The following is an 18,874-nucleotide window of genomic DNA, read 5'->3' on the forward strand; positions in this document are numbered from 1 at the left end:
AGCGATGTCATCCTGAGCGAAGTCGAAGGATCTTAATAATTCTTAACTTCTTAAATCAAATCTTAATGGTTTAAAAATCGAAATCTATAATTAAAAAAATAAATGAAGAAAATGATATACGGACTATTCTTCGGTGACAGCATCACTTACGGAGAATATGACGGAGTTTTTGGAGGCTGGGTTGATATATTGAAAAGATATGCTTTGCAACGATATAATGAAGGTAAAGCCAACGAATTGATTCTTTTTAATCTAGGAATTGGCGGCGAAACCACAGAAGGTCTGGTTAAGAGAATTCCTCATGAATTAAGTGCAAGAAATTCAGCTGAAGGAAATATTGTTTTCATCGGTTATGGTGCAAATGATTTAGCCATTAAAAATGGAACTCAGATGGTAAATCCTGAGAATTTCAAAACAAATATTTTGACTGCAATTAACGAAGCAAAACAATATTCACAAGATATTTATTTGGTAAGTATTCTTCCATTTTCTGAAAAAGTGGATGGAGTAGTGGTAGCTTCTGGAAAGTTAAGAACGAATGACGAAGTTATTATTTACAATCAGATTCTTAAAGATATTGCGATTGAAAACTCATTAATTTATATTGATTTTTATTCAGCTTTTTTACAGGATAAAGAAGTTTTACTTTCCACGGACGGCGTTCATCCAAACGAAAAAGGATATGGAATGATGGCTGAAATTGCTATCCCAATTATTGAAAAATATTTAGAATTTTAAACACAAATAATCACTAATTTTTTTCACAAATAGCACAATCATCTGTGTAAATCTGTGGGAGAAAAAAGGCTTTAGCCAAAAAGGCTAGTTTGTCTTTCCATAATGATAAAATCAATTAAAAATATACTTCCAATACACCAAAACTCCAACAACAACCGACAGAACTGCCATCAAAATAACCGCCCCCGCAGAAATATCTTTAATGAAACCAATTCTTTTATCAAATTCAGGTTGAATAAAATCACAAATTTTTTCAATTGCGGTATTGAAAATCTCAGCACTTAAAACTCCGAAAGAAACGATAAGGATTAAGACAGTATCAATATTGGAAAGTTGGAAATAGAAAATTAATATAATATTAATAATGAATGCCAGAAGCTCTAACTGAAAATTTCTTTCCGATTTCAGCATTAAAAAAACACCTCGGAAAGCATTCAAAAAACTCTTATGGACAGGTGGTTTTCGCATAATGAAAATATTATTCACAAATATAATTAATTCCTTCAAGAAAATGCTTATCTTTAGTCCTTTATGATGTTTTATCGTGAAAAAACAGAGTAGAAGTGATGAGGATAATCTTTTGATGGTTGTTAATAACTCTCAGGATTATATTTTTCAATCTATTTTCTATTTATTATATTTGTAAAAATTTATTTTTAAATCTATGAAATTTATTATTTCAAGTGGAGAACTGCAGAAGGCTTTGCAAACTGTAAGTGGCGTAATATCAAGCTCTCAATCGAGACCTATTTTAGAAAACTATCTTTTTGAGTTAAACGAAAATAATGTTACCATTACAGCATCTGATGGCGAAACAACTCTTGTAACTTCTTTGGAAGTGAAGTCTGATGATTCGGGGAAGTTTGCTGTTCCTGCTAAAATTTTTCAGGATTTTATCAAGACCTATGGCGAACAGCCTTTAACATTTTCTGTAAAAGATAATGATGAGGGAACGGGAAGTCAGCTTGAGATTTTAGATGAAAAAGATAATTTCGCGGTAGCTTTAGACAATGCGGATGATTATCCGGAATTGCCGGAATTTGATGCTGCTCAAAGCGTAACAATGTCTGCGGGAGTTTTATCTGAAGCTCTTACAAACACACTTTTTGCTACAAGTAACGATTCTCTTCGTCCTGTAATGACGGGGGTTCTTTTCCAGTTTGGAGAAAATGAAACAAACTTTGTTTCTACAGATTCTCACAGATTGGTTGTGTACAAAAGAATGGACTTAATGAATGCCGAACCAATGGAATTCATTATGCCTAAGAAACCTTTGAATATTTTCAAAAATATCTTGGCAAGTTCTAATGAAGACGTAACCATCGAATTCAACGAGAACATGGCTAAGTTTACTTTTGGTAAACATATCTGGATCTGTAGATTGATCGACGGGAAATATCCTAACTATACAGCGGTAATTCCTAAAGAAAACCCGAACGTATTGACGATCAACAGAAATCTTTTATTAGGAGCAATCAAAAGAGCGTCTATTATGTCTAATAAATCTACCAATCAGGTTAGATTTAAATTGTCTGCTAACATTCTTCACCTTCATGCAGAAGATACGGAATATGCAAACAAAGCAGATATGCAGATTCCTTGCGATTACAACGGAGAAGATATCAACATCGGGTTTAGCTCTAAGTTTTTAACTGAAATGTTGACAATTCTTGGTTCAGACGATATCACAATGAAAATGTCTCAGCCAAACAGACCTGGAATTATCGAACCTCTTGATGGTCTTGAAGAAAACGAAAATATCTTAATGTTATCAATGCCTGTAATCGGATTGTAATATTAATTTAGATAAATATGTAAAGAGGTTTTGATTTTCAAAGCCTCTTTTCTTTTTTGGGAGCTTAATCCCGCTTTTCACTATATCTTTTTGGTTACGGGCTCTGCTTCGCTCCGCCCGCAACCAAAAAGGATGCCGTTGCAATCGGGGCTAGGGTTGCAGTCTGTTAGTTAAATATTGACAAACTTAACGAAAAATCTCGCAGATGTTTACGCTTATTGATCTGTGCAAATTTGTGAAAATCTGTGGTCAATTAATAGTAATCATGATTAAAAATAAAATCTGCAAAATCTACGATTGTAAGGAAAATCATTGAGAGAAAATTAACCTCTTAAAGTATCTTATAAATTTCGGTATTTCTTAAAAAAACACGACATTTGTAACTCGAAAAATTCAAATAAAATTTTCAAAATTTAATAAATGAAGATATCAAATAACTGGCTGAAAGATTATATAAAAACGGAATTAAAACCTGAAAGAATTGGTGAATTCCTTACTGATATCGGTCTTGAGGTTGAAGGGATAGATAAATTTGAAAGTATCAAAGGAAGCTTGGAAGGGATCATCGTGGGTAAAGTTTTAACTTGCGAGAAACACCCTAATGCAGACAAATTGAATAAAACAACAGTAGACGTAGGAAACGGAAAGGTGTTGAACATCGTTTGCGGAGCTCCGAATGTTGCAGCTGGACAAACTGTTCCTGTTGCTGTTGTCGGAACCAAAATCTATGATAAAGAAGGTGGATTTTTTGAGATCAAGGAAGCGAAAATCAGAGGAGAGGTTTCTCAGGGAATGATTTGTGCTGAGGACGAATTAGGTCTTAGCAACGACCACGGAGGAATCATGGTTTTGGATGAAGAAAAATATGAAGTAGGAAAGAATTTTGCTGATTATTTTGAATTGACAAATGACGAAGTTTTCGAAATCGGATTAACGCCAAACAGAACCGATGCAATGTCTCATTACGGAGTTGCAAGAGATCTATTTGCTTTTCTTTCAACAAATAAGCAGAAGTCAGAATTTGAAAAAGTAAGTTCTGAATCATTAAATAATGAAGGTTCTCACAGCTTTACGTTAGAAGTTGAGGACGCAGAATTATGTCCAAGATATATCGGAGCAGTGATCGAAGATGTAAACGTTGCAGAATCTCCGGCTTGGCTGAAAAACAGATTAAAAGCAATCGGATTAAGTCCGATCAACAATATTGTAGACATTACGAATTATATTCTTCACGGTTTTGGACAACCGCTTCACGCTTTTGATGCAGATAAAATTGCAGATAAAAAAGTGAAAGTTGGAACCGTAAAAGAAGGAACAAAATTCACGACTTTAGATGGTGTTGAAAGAACTTTAAATGGTTCTGAAATCATCATCAAAGACGGAAAAGATAACCCGATGTGTATTGCCGGAGTTTTTGGTGGTGCTAATTCAGGTGTTTCTAACGAGACGAAGACCATTTTCCTGGAAAGTGCTTATTTCAATCCGGTAGCGGTGAGAAAAGGTGCAAAATTCCACGGTTTGAATACGGATGCATCTTTCAGATTTGAAAGAGGAGTAGATCCTAATATCACAAGAACTGCCATTACTCACGCAATCAAAATGATTCAGGAGTTAGCTGGCGGAAAATTGACAGGAGATTTGTTGGAAGAATATCCAAAGAAAATCGAAGACAATTATGTGATCATCAGATTCTCAAAAATCGAACAAATTTTAGGGACAAAAATTCACAGAGAAAAGGTAAAAGAAATTTTAAAAGCTCTTGAAATTCAGGTTTTAAATGAAATTCAAAACGGTTTTGAAATCTCAGTTCCTGCTTACAGAGCTGATGTAACAAGAGAAATCGATGTTATTGAAGAGATTTTAAGAATCTATGGATATAACAAGATCGAGGCTCCACAAAAGATTTCTTTCACACCTGTGAAGCTAAGTGCAAAAGATCAAGATGAATTGGAAAACAATTGGGCAAGAACTTTACAAGGTCTTGGTTTCAATGAAGTTATGAACAATTCATTAACTTCGGTAAAAGATGAAACTGATGCTGTAAGGCTTTTAAATCCATTAAGTAATGATTTAGCGTTCATGAGAAAGTCTTTATTGGAAGGGCTTCTTGAAAATGCTATTTACAATATCAACAGAAAAAATCAGGATATCAAATTCTTTGAATTCGGAAAAATTTATCACAAAAAAGATAAATATGAAGAAAGAAAGCAAATGGCAATTTTGATTTCAGGAAGAAATGTTGCTGAAAACTGGTTACAGCCAAAATCTGCGACAGATTTCTATAACTTAAAAGCTTACGTAAAAGTTTTATTAGAAAGATTAGCAATTGATTATAAGGAAGTTGCTTTATCTGACGATAGGTTCTCTGATGCTTTAGCGTATGAAGTTGATGGAAAAGTTTTAGTAAGAATCGGAAAAGTTGCTCCTCAGATGTTGAAAGATTTCGATATCGAGCAGGAGTGTTTCTACGCTGAAATTGAGTTGGAATTTGCTCAGGAATTGCGTTCTACAAACGAATTGAAATTCAAAGATATTCCAAAATTCAACAAAATCAGAAGAGATTTAGCTTTATTGATTGATAAGAATATCACGTATCAGGAATTGTTTGAGACGGCTAAGAAGAATAAATCTCCATTCATTAAAAACATCAATTTATTCGATGTATATGAAGGGAAAAACCTTCCGGAAGGTAAGAAATCTTATGCAATGAGCTTTGAGTTATTGAACGAAGAGAAAACATTGGAAGAAAAAGAAATTTCTCACGTAATGGATTCTCTAATCAAATCTTTCCAAAAAGAATTTAATGCAGAATTGAGATCATAATATTGATACAACATTAAAAATTATATATTTCAGAACGGACTTTTTTAGTCCGTTTTTTTTGTTTTTAAAGTAAATCAGACACAAACTTTGTCATTCCGTAGGAATCTAGACAACATTACATTAATTCAACAGTTTAGATTCCTACGGAATGACAAAATGCGAATAATAATGTACATAATTAAGCTCAATTAATTTACCCTATTTGTGAAAAAACTTTGGTGAAATTTATATTTAACGAAACAATAAAAACCTCTGAAACCCGTTTAAATAATATAATTTCCGTAAATTTGGTTAAATCAAAAAAGAAAAAAATGAAAAATCTTTTTTTAAGTATATGTGCAGCAGCGGTTTTGGCATCGTGTGGAACAATGTCTAGTCCATCTGCTTCTAAAGTAGGAAAATCTCAGCCTTCATTGGCAAATACAAAATGGACGTTGGCGGATAATGTAAAAGGAAAAGTTCCGACTTTGAACATTGAAGGTGAAAAGATCAATGGAAATGCAGGATGTAATAATTACTTCGGAACTGCCAAAGTAGATATAGCTACAGGAAGTTTTTCTGCCGGGCAAGTGGGTTCTACAAGAATGGCTTGCGACAATATGAGCGTAGAGCAGAATTTTATGGATATGGTAGGAAAGGCCAATAAATATGTGGTTTCCGGAAATACCTTAGAATTATATAAAGACAATCTTTTATTATTGAAATTCAATAAAGCTGAATAAATAAAAAAGGAACTCAATTTGAGTTCCTTTTTTTATGTTTAGATATTTCTTATTCTTCCTCTTCTTCGTCGTACTTAGCCAACTCCTCATCACACCATTTGAATGCAGCTTCTACCACTTTAGTAGCCTCATCTGCCATAGTTTCTTCATCATCACCTTCCAAATCATCTAACCACTCAACTTCTTCTTCCTCAACGTTTAAGATAAATCTTGGATATTCTGTATGAACTACGAATAAATCTTCAGGAAATTCCGAATTATCTGCTAATAAAAACTTTGGTAACTTCATTTTTTTAATGTTTTAACTTTAACCAAAGATAATAAAATTATTGATATTTGTTCTTGTCGATACTAATTTTTTGCAAAACTTTATAGCGGGTAAGGGTTGTTCTTTTTAAAGTATCTTCTGGCTTAAAAGTAAGGCTTATTTGAGGGTTTACAGTACTTATTAATTCCGCAACCTGTATCTTTTCCAAATCTTTTTCCTCGATGATAAAAAATTGTAAAGGGACTTTGTCTAATTTTTCTGACTTTAAAAATTGGGTAATTTCTTTTCTGTTTTCAAGATAATTTCCTTTTGAAAGCCATGTAAATGCTGCTCCGGAAAGTAAACTTAAAACTCCAATAACATACACTTTAAGATCAAATATTTGGAATAATTTTCTGAAATAAACGATCCAGATCGGTAAACTGAAAGGCGCCATTAATCTGTAATCTATCGGATTCACAGAATAAAAATACTGGATAAAATAAGAACAGATAATTCCAATAACACTCACGAAAACATAGAAAAATTCAGGATCTGAAAGTTTCTTTTTTATGAATAAATAAATGATCAAAAGAATATTTACAAACCCAATTCCGTAAATAATATAATTGATTTTTCCTCCTCCCGGATTGGCAATGTGAATAAACGGATTGAAGGTTGTACATAATCCTTGGAGTAATTCAACCAATAGCTGAGAAGTAGGATGGAGCCCCGTTTCCAAAAATGTTTTCACATAATCTGCATTAAAGTAATCGATAAAGAGAAATTTATATAAAACAATGAAAATACAGCCTATTGCTGCAGAAATTATAAAAGATAAAGAGTATTTTCTTTTCCAAAAAATAAGTCCGTAAAGTCCGGTTCCTGCAATGATAAACAAGGCGCTGTATCTTACGTTATAAAGAGCAATTAAAGCTAATGAAAGATAAAAAACGGCTTTCCATTTTTCTAATTTTCCTGTAATGATCAGCATTGAAGTGTATAAGAAAAGAAATACAAAAGGGAGAATCAACGCTTCACTCATCGTATACGAGTAGATCGAAAGAAAGCTGAATAAAGCACTTAAAATGATCGTTTCTCTAAAATAAAATTTCTTTTTCCATGCAAAAAAGACGATAAAAAGAAATGCTGCAATCCCTACAACTTTACTGCTCCAAAATTCATCAAACCCGAAAATGGTGAAAAATTTAATACTTAAAGGATATCCTAATGGCGTTGTCGTATTATCAATCGTCGGAAAAACATGCGCAGTTCTCATGTATCGGATAGAATCCGGATTTAAACGCCCTTTTTCATTCAGTAAAAAACGCAAAATGGTCATCACTAAAGTAGTAATGACCATTGATATCTGAATATATTTTTCTTTAAATTTCATCGGAGAAAAATAGTGAATTTTGCAATACGAGTCAATTTTTAAAATTAACTATTAACAATTCACTCATTCACCTTTTTATTTTGCAAACATTTTTGCCACTTTTTCTGCTTTTTTGCTTTCAGAATAGTCGTAGAAACCTTCTCCTGATTTTACGCCTAATTTTCCTGCCATTACCATATTTACCAACAATGGATTTGGAGCGTATTTAGGATTTTTGAAACCGTCATACATTACATTCAAAATAGCTAAACAAACGTCAAGACCGATAAAATCTGCCAATTGAAGAGGTCCCATCGGATGAGCCATTCCTAATTTCATTACCGTATCGATCTCCTCAACACCTGCAACACCGTTGTAAAGCGTCTCGATAGATTCGTTGATCATCGGCATCAAAATTCTGTTTGCCACAAAACCTGGATAATCGTTAACCTCTACAGGCACTTTTCCTAACGTTTTGCTCATATCGTAAATGATATCAAAAGTTTCTTTAGAAGTAGAATATCCCTTGATAATTTCAACCAATTTCATGATTGGAACAGGATTCATAAAGTGCATTCCGATCACTTTATCGGCTCTTTTTGTAGCAGCAGCGATTTTAGTGATAGAAATTGAAGAAGTATTGGTTGCCAGAATACAGTTTGCAGGAGCCAATTCGTCCATTTGAGCGAATATTTTTAACTTTAATTCCTGATTTTCTGTAGCTGCCTCTACAATTAGATCTGCTTCTGTTGCAGCATTTTTAAGTTCCGTGAAAGTAGTTATGTTACCTAAAGTTTCTGCTTTTTGCTCTTCAGTAAGGTTTCCTTTTGCGATGATTCTGTTCAGATTGGTTGTAATTGTTTTTAAACCTCTGTCCAAAGCATCCTGAGATACGTCTACTAAACTTACTTTAAAACCGCTTTGAGCGAAAGTATGTGCAATACCATTTCCCATGGTTCCAGCTCCAATAACTACGATGTTTTTGATCATTTTCCTTAAATTATTTTTTATAGATAGTTAAATTTCTTGCGTTGGCTAAGTCGGCTTTTTTTACAGTTTCTGTTTCTTCAAAACCTACCGTTCCGTCGTGATTTTTCTTTCTTGTATTATTTTGTGTTTCAATGGCAGATTGCAGACCTTTTGTAAAAGCAAGAGCCTGTTTTTTTGAAAAGCTATCTGTTCCGATATATAAATGGAATTCACCTTCTCTTCCCAGTCCGCCTTGTTTGTAGATTTCCAGATTTTTAATTTTATTTTTCTTCTGAAATTGGTTTACATAATTCATTACTGGGGCTGTTGATGGAGTACCGCAACAAATGCTTCCGTATCTTATCTGTAAATAGTTTTCACTTTTCTGTGCCCAAAAGAATGAAAAACTGAAAATTCCTGCGATTAATAATATTTTTTTCATGTTGATTTTTTTATTTGATAAGGAAGTCTCAATTAACGTGCCTTTGTTATTTCGTAGAAATTTCCACTGACAATTACTATTTAAACTTACTTTAAAAACGGTTTAAAAATAAGCTTTAAAATTTACTTATTAAAATGATCCCAAACAGTTTTAGAAATATCAGAAATAATCTTGCAGTTTATGGCATCGGTTTCCGTAGAATTGCTTACAAATAAGGCAATTACGTAATGTTTTCCGTTGGGTAAAGTTACAATTCCTATTTCGTTTTCGGCACCGGTAAGTCCGTCCTTATTCTTTCCGGAAGCTCCCGTTTTTCGGGCTACAGGAGTGTTTTCCGGTAATTGTTCTACCATTTTGTTTAATCCTGTTTTTGTTCCCAGCATTACTTTCATCAGATAGTCTGTAGATTTTTTAGAAAGTAGTTTTCCGTCATAGAATTTTTTAAGAACCTGAACCGCAGAATTGGTCGTACTGTAATTTTCATACTGTGCCTGCCAATCTTTATGCATCGCTTCTTCATTGAATTTTATCTGAAAACCTTTCACTCCTTTAGAATTCATGAATTTTTGAACAGTTTGCGTACCTCCAATTAAATTCAAAAGAATATCACAACCATTATTATCACTCATAGCAACAGTTTGATCGATGATTTCACTTAAAGGAACTTCCTCATTTTTATCTTTATATTTATCGCGAAGAGGTGACCATGTATTTTCTAATAAATTTGATTTATCCAGTAAAATTTTCTGATCTAAAGACAGCTTCCCTTTATCAACAAGATCTAAAACAGCTGCCGCAATATGGAATTTGAAAACACTTTGCATCGGAAGTTTTTTCTCGCCATTTTTATTAAAATTAAAATCATCTTCAAATCCTAAAACCGAAACAGCAATTGTCGCTTTTTTGTCTTTAATAATTGAATTGATCTTCTTTTCTAAAACGCTGTTTTGAGCAAAGGCAAATACTGAGATCAATAGAAATAATAGTCCTAATTTTTTCATAATATTTTGTATTAAAAAATCCCTCTTAGAAACTAAAAGGGAGTTGCAATTTAAGACAATTATTATTTTACTTCAAAATAATTAAGGTTGACTCCATCATTTTCGAAAATTATTCTGATCTTATTTTCTCCTTTTTTAAGATTAACTCCTGTAGCAGAAACGGTTTTCCATGTGTCATTTCCACCTGTTGAGTTTAAAGAAAAGGTTGCCAATTGTTTTCCTGAAATATCCTCAATTCTAACTTTTCCATTATCATTGCTGGAATATCTGATGTCAAAACTATAGCTTTTATCGGTTTTTGCATTAAATGTATATTGAATCCATTCTCCCGCTTCTGTTTTTCCGACATAATATTGATTGGTGATTTTGTCGTTACATTTATAGATGTCAACACCGTCATTTCTCATTTGATTTCCGGAATTCCATTCAGATCTTTTAGCAGGATCGCTTACCCAAAGATTGATGAAATCTTTATCTAAATAGGCCGAGCCCATTCTTCCCAAATCATAATCCGAAGCGAAAATTTTCCCCGGAACCTGATTATTTTTAAACGGTTTTGTAGATTCATCTGTTGTCTGTCTGAACATCGCATCAATCACATCATTTTTAATTTCAGTATTACTGAATTTATAATTGTCAGCAATTTTTGTTAAAGTTTTTGTTGCGAATTCTTTCGTTGGTTTTTCTCCTCCTTTCATCCAATAATCCAATAATTTTTGATATTCGGGAGTGATTTTTACGTTGGTAATTCCTGCAATATTGTCGATTTTTTTCATTGGCCAAAACGCATATCCGATGTTGTGTTTATCTAAAAGTTGAATCAATTCTGTAAACCAAACGTTAGAGTTTTCTCCTGTTTCACCCAGCCAGATCGGCATATTGTATTTTTCTCTTAAATCTAATGCATTTTTTATTGTTGCATCATCATTATAATTCCAATATTTATGGAAGCTGAAAACCATGTTATCATCCCAAATCTGAGTTAGTCCGTTGTAATTATTTCCCCATCCGTTTCCTTCAAGAATGACGATGTGTTTTTTGTCAACCTGACGAATCGCTTCTGTAATATCTTTTTGCAATTTCCAAAGGGGAGCGTTTGACATTTCATCTGTCCCGTTCGGATTTTTTCCAGTGAAATTAATATTGGGCTCGTTGATTAGATCATAACCACCAATCCACTCCTCATCTTTATATCTTTCCGCCAGTTTTTTCCAAAGAGCGATTGTCTTTTTCTGATTTTCCTCGCTTTCCCAAAGTGATGGTTTTGATTTATCATTATCAGAAATATTCACGTCATTTCCCTGTCCGCCAGGCGCAGCGTGAAGATCTAAAATTAAATACATTTTATTATCTGCACACCATTTTAAAAGATCATCCGTCATTTTAAAACCATCTTCCAACCATGTATTTTGGCCTTTTACAGATTCTTTTTCAATCGGTAAAGTGTATAAATTATAATGCATTGGAAGCCTGATCGAGTTAAATCCTGCTTTTTTCAGAAAATCAATATCCTGTTTTGTAATTCCGTTTTTTAAATAGGCTTTATAAAAGTCATTCATTCCCTTTTCACCGACTAATTCTGCAATTTTTTCTTTGATTTTATATTGTGGACCGGCAAAATCTGCAGTTTTCAGCATATAACCTTCCTGCAGCATCCATCCTCCTAAACCAAGGCCTCTTAATTGAATATTTTCACCTTTATCATTAACGATTTTCTGACCATTTGTTTTTAAAAGCTGTGATGTCCCAAATTGAGACAATAAAAAAGCGGATAATAGGAATGCTCTTTTCATAGTTTTGATTTTTAAAATATTAGGGGTTGTATTAGAATTAATTACTTTTAGATAATCACAAATATATTTAAAATTTGTTGAATAAAAATTAAAAAATAATAATCGAAATAAAAAATTCAGTTATAATCATTTAAGTTTGTCATTCTGGAAGAATCTCAACAGTTTTATTGATAACATGATTTAGATTCCTGCGGAAATACAAAATTGATTGTCTAATCAAATTCACATAAAAAACGGGCCAAGACCCGTTCCTATTGATATTTAAAGTTGTGTAATTTGTGAAAATTATTTGTGTGCTTTGTGTTTAAATTTAAAAAATTAAGAAATCAATTTCATAATCTCCAAAGCGACTTTTAAAGCTTCAGTTCCATCTTCCAACGAAACTTCTACATTTTTACCTTCTATAATGGCATCTGCGAAAGAATTTAATTCATCCAAAATTGCATTATTAGGTTGAATGTTTGGATATTCAAATAAAATCTGATTCTTTTCCCCATCAGCATTTTCAATAATCATATCAAATGGAGTAGGGTTTTCAGGAGCATCTTTCATACGGATAACTTCCGCTTTCTTCTCTAAGAAATCAATGGAAATATAAGCGTCTTTCTGGAAGAATCGGCTTTTTCTCATTGCTTTCATTGAAATTCTGGAAGTCGTAAGATTGGCAACGCATCCGTTTTCAAACTCAATTCTTGCGTTAGAAATATCCGGAGTTTTGCTTACTACACAAACTCCGCTTGCATGAATATTTTTAACTTTAGATTTTACAACACTTAATAAAATATCAAGATCGTGAATCATTAAGTCTAAAACCACAGAAACATCGGTTCCGCGAGGGTTAAATTCCGCCAGTCGGTGAATTTCAATAAACATTGGGTTTTGAATGTAATCTTTTGCTCCGATAAAAGCAGGATTATATCTTTCAACATGACCAACCTGAGCTTTTATACCATTTTCACGACATTTTTGAAGAATCTCTTCTGCCTGTTCAAGCGTGTGAGTTACGGGTTTTTCGATGAAAAAATGAAGTCCTTTATTAATCGCTTTTAAAGCATAATCGTAATGATAAATTGTTGGCGTTACAATATCCAACATTTCAATCTGATCCAAAAGATCATCAAAGTTTTCAAAATATTTATAACCTAATTCGGCTTCTAATTTTTTTCCGTTTTCTACATCTTTATCATGGAAACCTACAAATTCATACTTATCTGATTGATTAAGAAGTCTTAAATGTATCTTTCCTAAATGTCCGGCACCTACCAAACCTGCTTTTAACATAGTTGTATTAAATTTTTGTAAATATAATGATTTTAGGTATTCGGAAATAGATGATAGGTTTTAGGTTGATAAATAGTATTTGTTTTATTATTTTTGTGCAAACTACCACCAGAAACCCCAATAATTACCATCTAATGACGCAAGATTCGTTTGTACATAAAGGAAAAAGAAAGATTTTGGTTGAATATCTTCGACACAAGATCGGAATTTCGGATGAAAATGTACTTTCGGCCATGAATGATGTTCCGAGACATCTTTTTATTGAAAGTATTTTTGAAGATTTCGCCTATGAAGACCGTGCCTTTCCTATTTTGGCGCATCAGACTATTTCACATCCTTCAACTGTTGCAGAGCAATCTGAATTGCTACAGTTAAAAACAGGTGAAAAAGTATTGGAAATCGGGACAGGATGTGGTTATCAGACCGCTGTTCTTATAGCAATGAAAGGTTTGGTTTATACGGTTGAAAGGCAAAAAGATCTGTTCGATTTTTCTAAGAAAAAGTTGAGAGAAATGCATTTATATCCCAAATTTCAGAGTTTTGGGGATGGTTTTGCCGGACTTCCGACTTTTGCTCCTTTCGATAAAATTATTGTGACTTGTGGAGCTTCCGTTTTGCCTACAGAATTATTAAAACAGTTAAAAGTTGGCGGAAAAATGGTCATTCCATTGGGTCCGACCGATGAGCAGGTTTTATACAGATTCACAAAAATTTCTCCGACTGAAATTGAAAAAGAAGAATTTGGAGCTTACAAATTTGTTCCGATGCTAGGCAAAACCAATCAATAATAATTGCTGGCAAAACGCTAAGACGCAAAGATTAATAAAAAATACTTTTTTTAAGGCGCTAGAAAATCAAAGATTTTCAGTGATGTTAATATATTCAATTTTATCGAAGATAAAATCCTTGAGCCTTATTATATATAATTAAATTGAAAATTAGCGTCTTTGCGATAACCAACATTAATAACCTAACAAATTATCCCATAATATGGAAACCTCCGTCAACATGGCGGATTTCTCCTGTAATTCTTGTTTCTTTTCTGAAAAGATGAACAATTTCGTGCGCCAGATCTTCAGGTAAAGCATTTCCTAACGGACTTTTTTGATGAGCTTTTTCAACATCTTCAGCATTTAACGTTGCATTTCCCGCTTTGCTTCCCATGTATGGTGAAAAACGGATTGCATTGGCACGGATGCCGTATTTTCTGCCTAATTCATGAGCGATTTCCATGGTTAATCGTTCAAGCGCAGCTTTAGCAATACTGATATTAATATAAGGAAAAGATGAAACTTTTTCTGCAGCAATATAGCTTAGAGAAACAATAGAAGCTCCGTTTTGAAGCACATTATTTGACAGTAAAGCCTGAGATAAAGAAATCAAAGAAAACGCTGAAACATTCATCGTTTCGTTAAATTCTTCTACAGTAACCTCCAGCATTGGCTTTACGGATTTTTGTCTGATCGTTTTATCCATTGCAATGGCGTGAAGAAATCCGTTAAGTTTAATATCTTTTTGATAAAGATCTTTCGCCAGAAAATCCAAACTTTCGGGTAATGTTACATCTAAAGGAGCGGTGTAAACCTGATCTCCCAAAACTTTATGACATGCAGTTTGAAAGTCATTATAGTTTTTATCAAGAAAGGCTTGCGCTTTTTCTGAAATATTTTTGTGAAAAGGAGTCACGCCTAATCCGGCACACACAACTTTTCCGTTGTTTTCAAGGATTTTTTCGGCAGTTTTCATGGCAAGGGAATTTTCATCCGCAATGCCTGTTATAAGAAATGTCTGATCTTTCAGCATAATTTTTTCGGTATTATTTAAAAATAGAATATTGATTTTAAGCTTTATAAAGAGCTGTTCCCCAAGTCCATCCAGAGCCTACGGCTGCAAATAAAAGGATATTTCCGGGTTGTATTTTTCCACTTTTATAGGTTTCATCAAGAACGATAGGAATTGTTCCGCCCGAAGTATTGGCGTATTTATCCATGTTGGTCATTACTTTTTCAAAAGGAATATTCACTTTTCTGGCAGTTTCCTGAAGAATTCGTATGCTCGGCTGATGCGGAATTACCCAATCCACGTCATCTGCTGAAAGTTTATTAGCTTCAAGAATTTCGGTAATTGTTTCAGGCAAAACTTTGGTTGCAGTATTAAAAACTTCCTTGCCATTCATCTGAAAATAATGAAGTTTCTGTTTTAAAGTTTCTTCTGATGCAGGCATTTCAGATCCTCCGGCCGGAATGTTGAAATGATATTTTCCACGACCGTCTGCGTGAAGTTTAAAATCAAAGAAACCTTTATCTTCAGTTGTTCCCGAAAGTAAAATTGCTCCCGCACCATCTCCGAAAAAGACAGAATCTTTTCGTTCCCAATCGGTAATGGTGGAAAAAGTATCAGCTCCGATAATTAAAACATTTTGGTACATTCCCGTTTCTATGAACTGGCAACCGATTGCAATGCCATATAAACCTCCTGAACAAACTGCCGAAATATCAAAAGCCACAGCCTGATAAGCGCCCATTTTTTCCTGAACGAAACATGCTGTAGATGGAGCCTGTCTGTCCGGAGTTGAGGTTGCTACAATAATTAGATCGATATCTTCTGGTTTTAGATCTGCTTCTTTTAATGCTTCTAAGCCAGCCTTATAAGCCAGATCACTCGTTACTTCACCCACTGCAATTCTACGTTCCTTAATTCCTAAATTTTTATAGATCCACTCATCAGAAGAACCGATGGCTTCAAAAAAATCATTTTTCAATATTTTTGGAGGTACATAAGAACCTGTGCCTTTTATATAGGCATTTTTTTTAATCATCATATTTTGCGTTATGTTCATAGATTTTGATTAATTTTTGATTTTAATGTAAAAACAAAGTAAATTTAATGATAATTTTGTGAAATTAAAGTTTTGCCATTGTGTTTTTTTAATTTATTTTATGGGTGAATTTTCAGGGAATATTGGGAAATTTATCAGTATTATTAACCAAATTTAATACTGTTTCGGAATGAAAATTGTATCATTTTTATTACCAAATCATTGAAATCATCACTCGATTTTAATACTATTCAAAAAAATGCAAAACAATTCAAACTGTTGATGAAAATTTATTCTTAGCTAATCGAGACGGATATATGAAGAAATAATTTTAAATAATAAAGTTAAAAACCTCATTTTTAGTAGAAGTGAGGTTTTTTATTTTGAAAGTTTTAACTATTAATTACAAAATAAATAATGAAAGTATTCATCAATAAAAGGATTCCTGAAATAGGGATTAAAATGCTGGAAGAAGCAGGATTGGAAGTTACACTCCCAACACACGATAATTTACCTCATGAAGAATGGTTGAAATATTGCCAGAATGCCGATGCAATTTTAAATGTAGGACACAATAAATTTGACAGAGAATTTTTCGAACAATGCCCGAATGTAAAGGCGATTGCTTTGTATTCTGTTGGTTTTGATCATGTTGATATTAAAGAAGCTACTCTCAAAAATATTCCCATCGGAAATACACCGGATGTTTTAAGCAGAGCCACTTCTGACGTTGCGTTTTTGTTAATGCAATCGGTTGCAAGAAGGGCGAGTTTTAATTTCCAAAAAGTAAAAGATGGAAATTGGGGAGATTTTGATCCTCTTCATGCTTTGGGACAGGAATTATACGGAAAAACTTTAGGAGTTTTCGGGTTGGGAAGAATAGGTTTTGAAATGGCTGAAAAGTGTAAAAAAGCCTTTAATATGAAGATTATTTATCACAATCGCCATCACAATGAAGAAGCTGAAAATGAGCTGGATGCAACCTATGTTTCTTTTGAGGAATTAATTGGACAATCTGATGTTTTGAGTATTCACGCTAATTTTGTTCCGGATCAAAAAGATCTTTTCAATGCTTCGGTTTTTGAAAAAATGAAACCTGATTCTATTTTTATTAATACAGCCAGAGGTGGTTTTCACAATCAAAAAGATTTGTATGAAGCATTGGTTTCAAAACAAATTTGGGGAGCCGGTTTAGATGTCACAAATCCAGAACCTATTTTTAAGGATGATCCAATTTTAGAGCTTTCAAGTGTTTGTGTCTTGCCGCACATCGGTTCAGCAACGATTGAAGCAAGAAACGGAATGGCAAAAGTAGCATCAGAAAATATCATCGCTTTTTCTAAAGGTGAGAAAATGCCAAACTGTGCCAATCCTGAAGTTTATAAAGACTAATATTTCAAAAAATATAATTTCAAAAGAATTGGAGAATATTAATTTTCCAGTTCTTTTGATGTTAATAAACGACTACTTATCTGTATTAAAATCACGGTAATTAAAGAGAATAAGATTATAAATTTATATTTTAAAAATAATGAAATCATCATTAAAAATTGATCTTCACTAAATAAAACAGCTAAAAAACCTAAACCAATAACAACAAGCAGAGAAAATAAAGAATACATTTTTAGATTAAACTTTCGCTGTTGTTTTGCCTCAATTTTTCTAATAATTTGATTGGAAAATCCTAATGAAAATCCTTTGTCTGAAGAATTTTTTAAAGAATTATTCAGTATTTCTGAGATATTAAAATCATTTTCAGATTCATTGTAATTTTCCTGATCATCAATGAAATTCTGAGTTTTTTTATCTTTATTGGTATCCATCTTTTTTCAGTTTTTCTTTTAATAATTTTCTTGCTCGGAATAAATATCCTTTTATCGTGCCTTCAGGGAATTTTGTGACTTTTTGAATTTCCTGAATACTGAAATCATCCAAATGATACAACGTAATAACCGTTCTGTACTGCACGGGAAGTTCACTGATCAATCGGTTAATATAAATGTCAAATTCTTTTCCGATCAGCTTTGTTTCCGGAGTTTCAGAAGAGAATTGAAAGTTTGAATGATCATCAATAGTATTAAATTGATGTTTTGCATTTTTCTTGATGTAATTTACAGCAACATTGTAGGTGATTTTGGCGATCCAAGTAGACAATTTAGATTCTCTTTTGAAGCTTTTTAAATGATCGTAAACTTTAATAAAAACCTCCTGGCCTACATCTTCAATATCTTCATCATTATTCATCATTCTGTTTAAAATAGAATACACCAAATTCTGATATTGCTTTACAATATGCTGAAAAGCGCCCAGGTTTCCCTTCAGAATTTCATTAATGGTTTTTTCTTCATCAAACATATCACATTAGACAGATTTTTTGTCTTTAGGTTACAACTTTCTAATTTATTCTAATTTTTGTAACCTTTTGCTATATAACTTTGTCTATTGGCTAAATATAATTCGAAATGAAACATCTTGCACCCTTTATAGTTATGATCGCCATATTAATTGCCATCTCAGTAATTATCGTGGTGATCACCAATTACAATCTGAAGAAAAAAATACTCAATAAAGAAAATATTGATGATAAAATGTATGCAATTCTGAATAACCTCACAGGATTTAATGCGGAAATGTTGAAATGGGGAATTATTTTACTGTTTGGCGGAATTGGTCTTATCGTTTTAGAATTTCTTCCACATGATGAAAATACACCTCTTCCTTATGGAGTGATGACGGTCTTTGTTGCACTCGGTTTTCTTACCTATTATTTCATGATGAAAAATCAGAAGAAATAAGCTTCTCAATCTAATTTAATCAATAAAAATCTCGAACCGTTTTAAGGGCAAAAAACTTTGCACTCGGGATTTCTA

At 32.9% G+C, this 18,874-nt stretch carries 19 protein-coding genes; 7 read left to right on the top strand and 12 right to left on the bottom strand.

The window, feature by feature from the left end; translation table 11 throughout:
- Positions 1 to 102: 102 nt before the first annotated feature.
- The gene (locus tag A0O34_RS17030) at positions 103 to 738 is read left to right on the top strand and encodes an SGNH/GDSL hydrolase family protein (protein ID WP_082891191.1); all 636 of its coding nucleotides are present in this window, start codon (positions 103 to 105) and stop codon (positions 736 to 738) included.
- 111 nt (positions 739 to 849) lie between these two features.
- Here the strand turns inward: A0O34_RS17030 and A0O34_RS17035 are convergent, their stop codons facing one another.
- Positions 850 to 1,206, bottom strand: a complete 357-nt coding sequence (locus tag A0O34_RS17035) for a diacylglycerol kinase family protein (protein WP_066757284.1) — start codon at positions 1,204 to 1,206, stop codon at positions 850 to 852.
- Positions 1,207 to 1,402: 196 nt separating this feature from the next.
- Here A0O34_RS17035 and dnaN point away from each other — a divergent pair, with 196 nt between their 5' ends.
- The 3 genes from dnaN (at position 1,403) to A0O34_RS17050 (ending at position 6,078) form a co-directional block, all read left to right on the top strand.
- Positions 1,403 to 2,533 carry a DNA polymerase III subunit beta gene (dnaN, locus tag A0O34_RS17040; protein WP_066757286.1) on the top strand — a complete coding sequence of 377 codons (1,131 nt, stop codon included), beginning with the start codon at positions 1,403 to 1,405 and terminating at the stop codon, positions 2,531 to 2,533.
- A gap of 420 nt (positions 2,534 to 2,953) precedes the next feature.
- Complete coding sequence (gene pheT / locus A0O34_RS17045; protein ID WP_066757289.1) at positions 2,954 to 5,356, top strand: phenylalanine--tRNA ligase subunit beta; 2,403 nt, start codon at positions 2,954 to 2,956, stop codon at positions 5,354 to 5,356.
- Between the two features lie 311 nt (positions 5,357 to 5,667).
- Entirely contained in the window at positions 5,668 to 6,078 is a 411-nt protein-coding gene (locus A0O34_RS17050; protein ID WP_066759786.1) for an META domain-containing protein, read from the top strand.
- A 49-nt stretch (positions 6,079 to 6,127) separates the two neighbouring features.
- Here the strand turns inward: A0O34_RS17050 and A0O34_RS17055 are convergent, their stop codons facing one another.
- The 7 genes from A0O34_RS17055 to A0O34_RS17085 all read right to left on the bottom strand — a co-directional run bounded on the left by A0O34_RS17055 (position 6,128) and on the right by A0O34_RS17085 (position 13,186).
- Entirely contained in the window at positions 6,128 to 6,367 is a 240-nt protein-coding gene (locus tag A0O34_RS17055) for a hypothetical protein (RefSeq protein ID WP_007845674.1), read from the bottom strand.
- Between the two features lie 37 nt (positions 6,368 to 6,404).
- Complete coding sequence (locus tag A0O34_RS17060; protein ID WP_066757292.1) at positions 6,405 to 7,721, bottom strand: glycosyltransferase family protein; 1,317 nt, start codon at positions 7,719 to 7,721, stop codon at positions 6,405 to 6,407.
- A 75-nt stretch (positions 7,722 to 7,796) separates the two neighbouring features.
- A complete protein-coding gene (locus tag A0O34_RS17065; RefSeq protein ID WP_185097288.1) occupies positions 7,797 to 8,687 on the bottom strand; it encodes a 3-hydroxybutyryl-CoA dehydrogenase in 891 nt (296 codons plus the stop codon).
- A 13-nt stretch (positions 8,688 to 8,700) separates the two neighbouring features.
- Positions 8,701 to 9,111, bottom strand: coding sequence for a hypothetical protein (locus A0O34_RS17070; protein ID WP_066757298.1), 411 nt, complete (start codon positions 9,109 to 9,111; stop codon positions 8,701 to 8,703).
- 122 nt (positions 9,112 to 9,233) lie between these two features.
- Positions 9,234 to 10,112 (bottom strand): CGA/CIA family class A beta-lactamase, encoded by an 879-nt coding sequence (bla-A, locus tag A0O34_RS17075; RefSeq protein ID WP_066757300.1) that lies wholly within the window; start codon positions 10,110 to 10,112, stop codon positions 9,234 to 9,236.
- 62 nt (positions 10,113 to 10,174) lie between these two features.
- A complete protein-coding gene (locus A0O34_RS17080) occupies positions 10,175 to 11,905 on the bottom strand; it encodes a cellulase family glycosylhydrolase (RefSeq protein ID WP_066757303.1) in 1,731 nt (576 codons plus the stop codon).
- Positions 11,906 to 12,223: 318 nt separating this feature from the next.
- Positions 12,224 to 13,186, bottom strand: a complete 963-nt coding sequence (locus A0O34_RS17085) for a Gfo/Idh/MocA family protein (RefSeq protein WP_066757305.1) — start codon at positions 13,184 to 13,186, stop codon at positions 12,224 to 12,226.
- Between the two features lie 134 nt (positions 13,187 to 13,320).
- Between A0O34_RS17085 and A0O34_RS17090 the strand changes: the two genes are divergently transcribed.
- Positions 13,321 to 13,974 carry a protein-L-isoaspartate(D-aspartate) O-methyltransferase gene (locus A0O34_RS17090; RefSeq protein WP_066759791.1) on the top strand — a complete coding sequence of 218 codons (654 nt, stop codon included), beginning with the start codon at positions 13,321 to 13,323 and terminating at the stop codon, positions 13,972 to 13,974.
- A 190-nt stretch (positions 13,975 to 14,164) separates the two neighbouring features.
- On the opposite strand, the gene A0O34_RS17095 is transcribed toward A0O34_RS17090, so the two are convergent.
- Positions 14,165 to 14,989 (bottom strand): SDR family oxidoreductase, encoded by an 825-nt coding sequence (locus tag A0O34_RS17095; protein WP_066757306.1) that lies wholly within the window; start codon positions 14,987 to 14,989, stop codon positions 14,165 to 14,167.
- Between the two features lie 37 nt (positions 14,990 to 15,026).
- Complete coding sequence (locus A0O34_RS17100) at positions 15,027 to 16,007, bottom strand: 3-oxoacyl-ACP synthase III family protein (protein ID WP_066759794.1); 981 nt, start codon at positions 16,005 to 16,007, stop codon at positions 15,027 to 15,029.
- Between the two features lie 414 nt (positions 16,008 to 16,421).
- Between A0O34_RS17100 and A0O34_RS17105 the strand changes: the two genes are divergently transcribed.
- The gene (locus tag A0O34_RS17105) at positions 16,422 to 17,396 is read left to right on the top strand and encodes a 2-hydroxyacid dehydrogenase (RefSeq protein WP_066757307.1); all 975 of its coding nucleotides are present in this window, start codon (positions 16,422 to 16,424) and stop codon (positions 17,394 to 17,396) included.
- A gap of 38 nt (positions 17,397 to 17,434) precedes the next feature.
- Here the strand turns inward: A0O34_RS17105 and A0O34_RS17110 are convergent, their stop codons facing one another.
- Positions 17,435 to 17,827 (bottom strand): hypothetical protein, encoded by a 393-nt coding sequence (locus A0O34_RS17110; protein WP_066757308.1) that lies wholly within the window; start codon positions 17,825 to 17,827, stop codon positions 17,435 to 17,437.
- Positions 17,814 to 18,359, bottom strand: a complete 546-nt coding sequence (locus A0O34_RS17115) for an RNA polymerase sigma factor (RefSeq protein WP_066757310.1) — start codon at positions 18,357 to 18,359, stop codon at positions 17,814 to 17,816. The genes A0O34_RS17110 and A0O34_RS17115 overlap by 14 nt, the downstream gene beginning before the upstream one ends.
- Before the next feature lie 107 nt (positions 18,360 to 18,466).
- On the opposite strand from A0O34_RS17115, the gene A0O34_RS17120 reads away from it, so the two are divergent.
- Positions 18,467 to 18,799 (top strand): DUF6249 domain-containing protein, encoded by a 333-nt coding sequence (locus A0O34_RS17120; RefSeq protein WP_066757312.1) that lies wholly within the window; start codon positions 18,467 to 18,469, stop codon positions 18,797 to 18,799.
- The last annotated feature ends 75 nt before the right edge of the window (positions 18,800 to 18,874 follow it).

This window comes from Chryseobacterium glaciei, from assembly GCF_001648155.1.
In the GTDB taxonomy this organism is placed as follows: Bacteria; Bacteroidota; Bacteroidia; order Flavobacteriales; family Weeksellaceae; genus Chryseobacterium; species Chryseobacterium glaciei.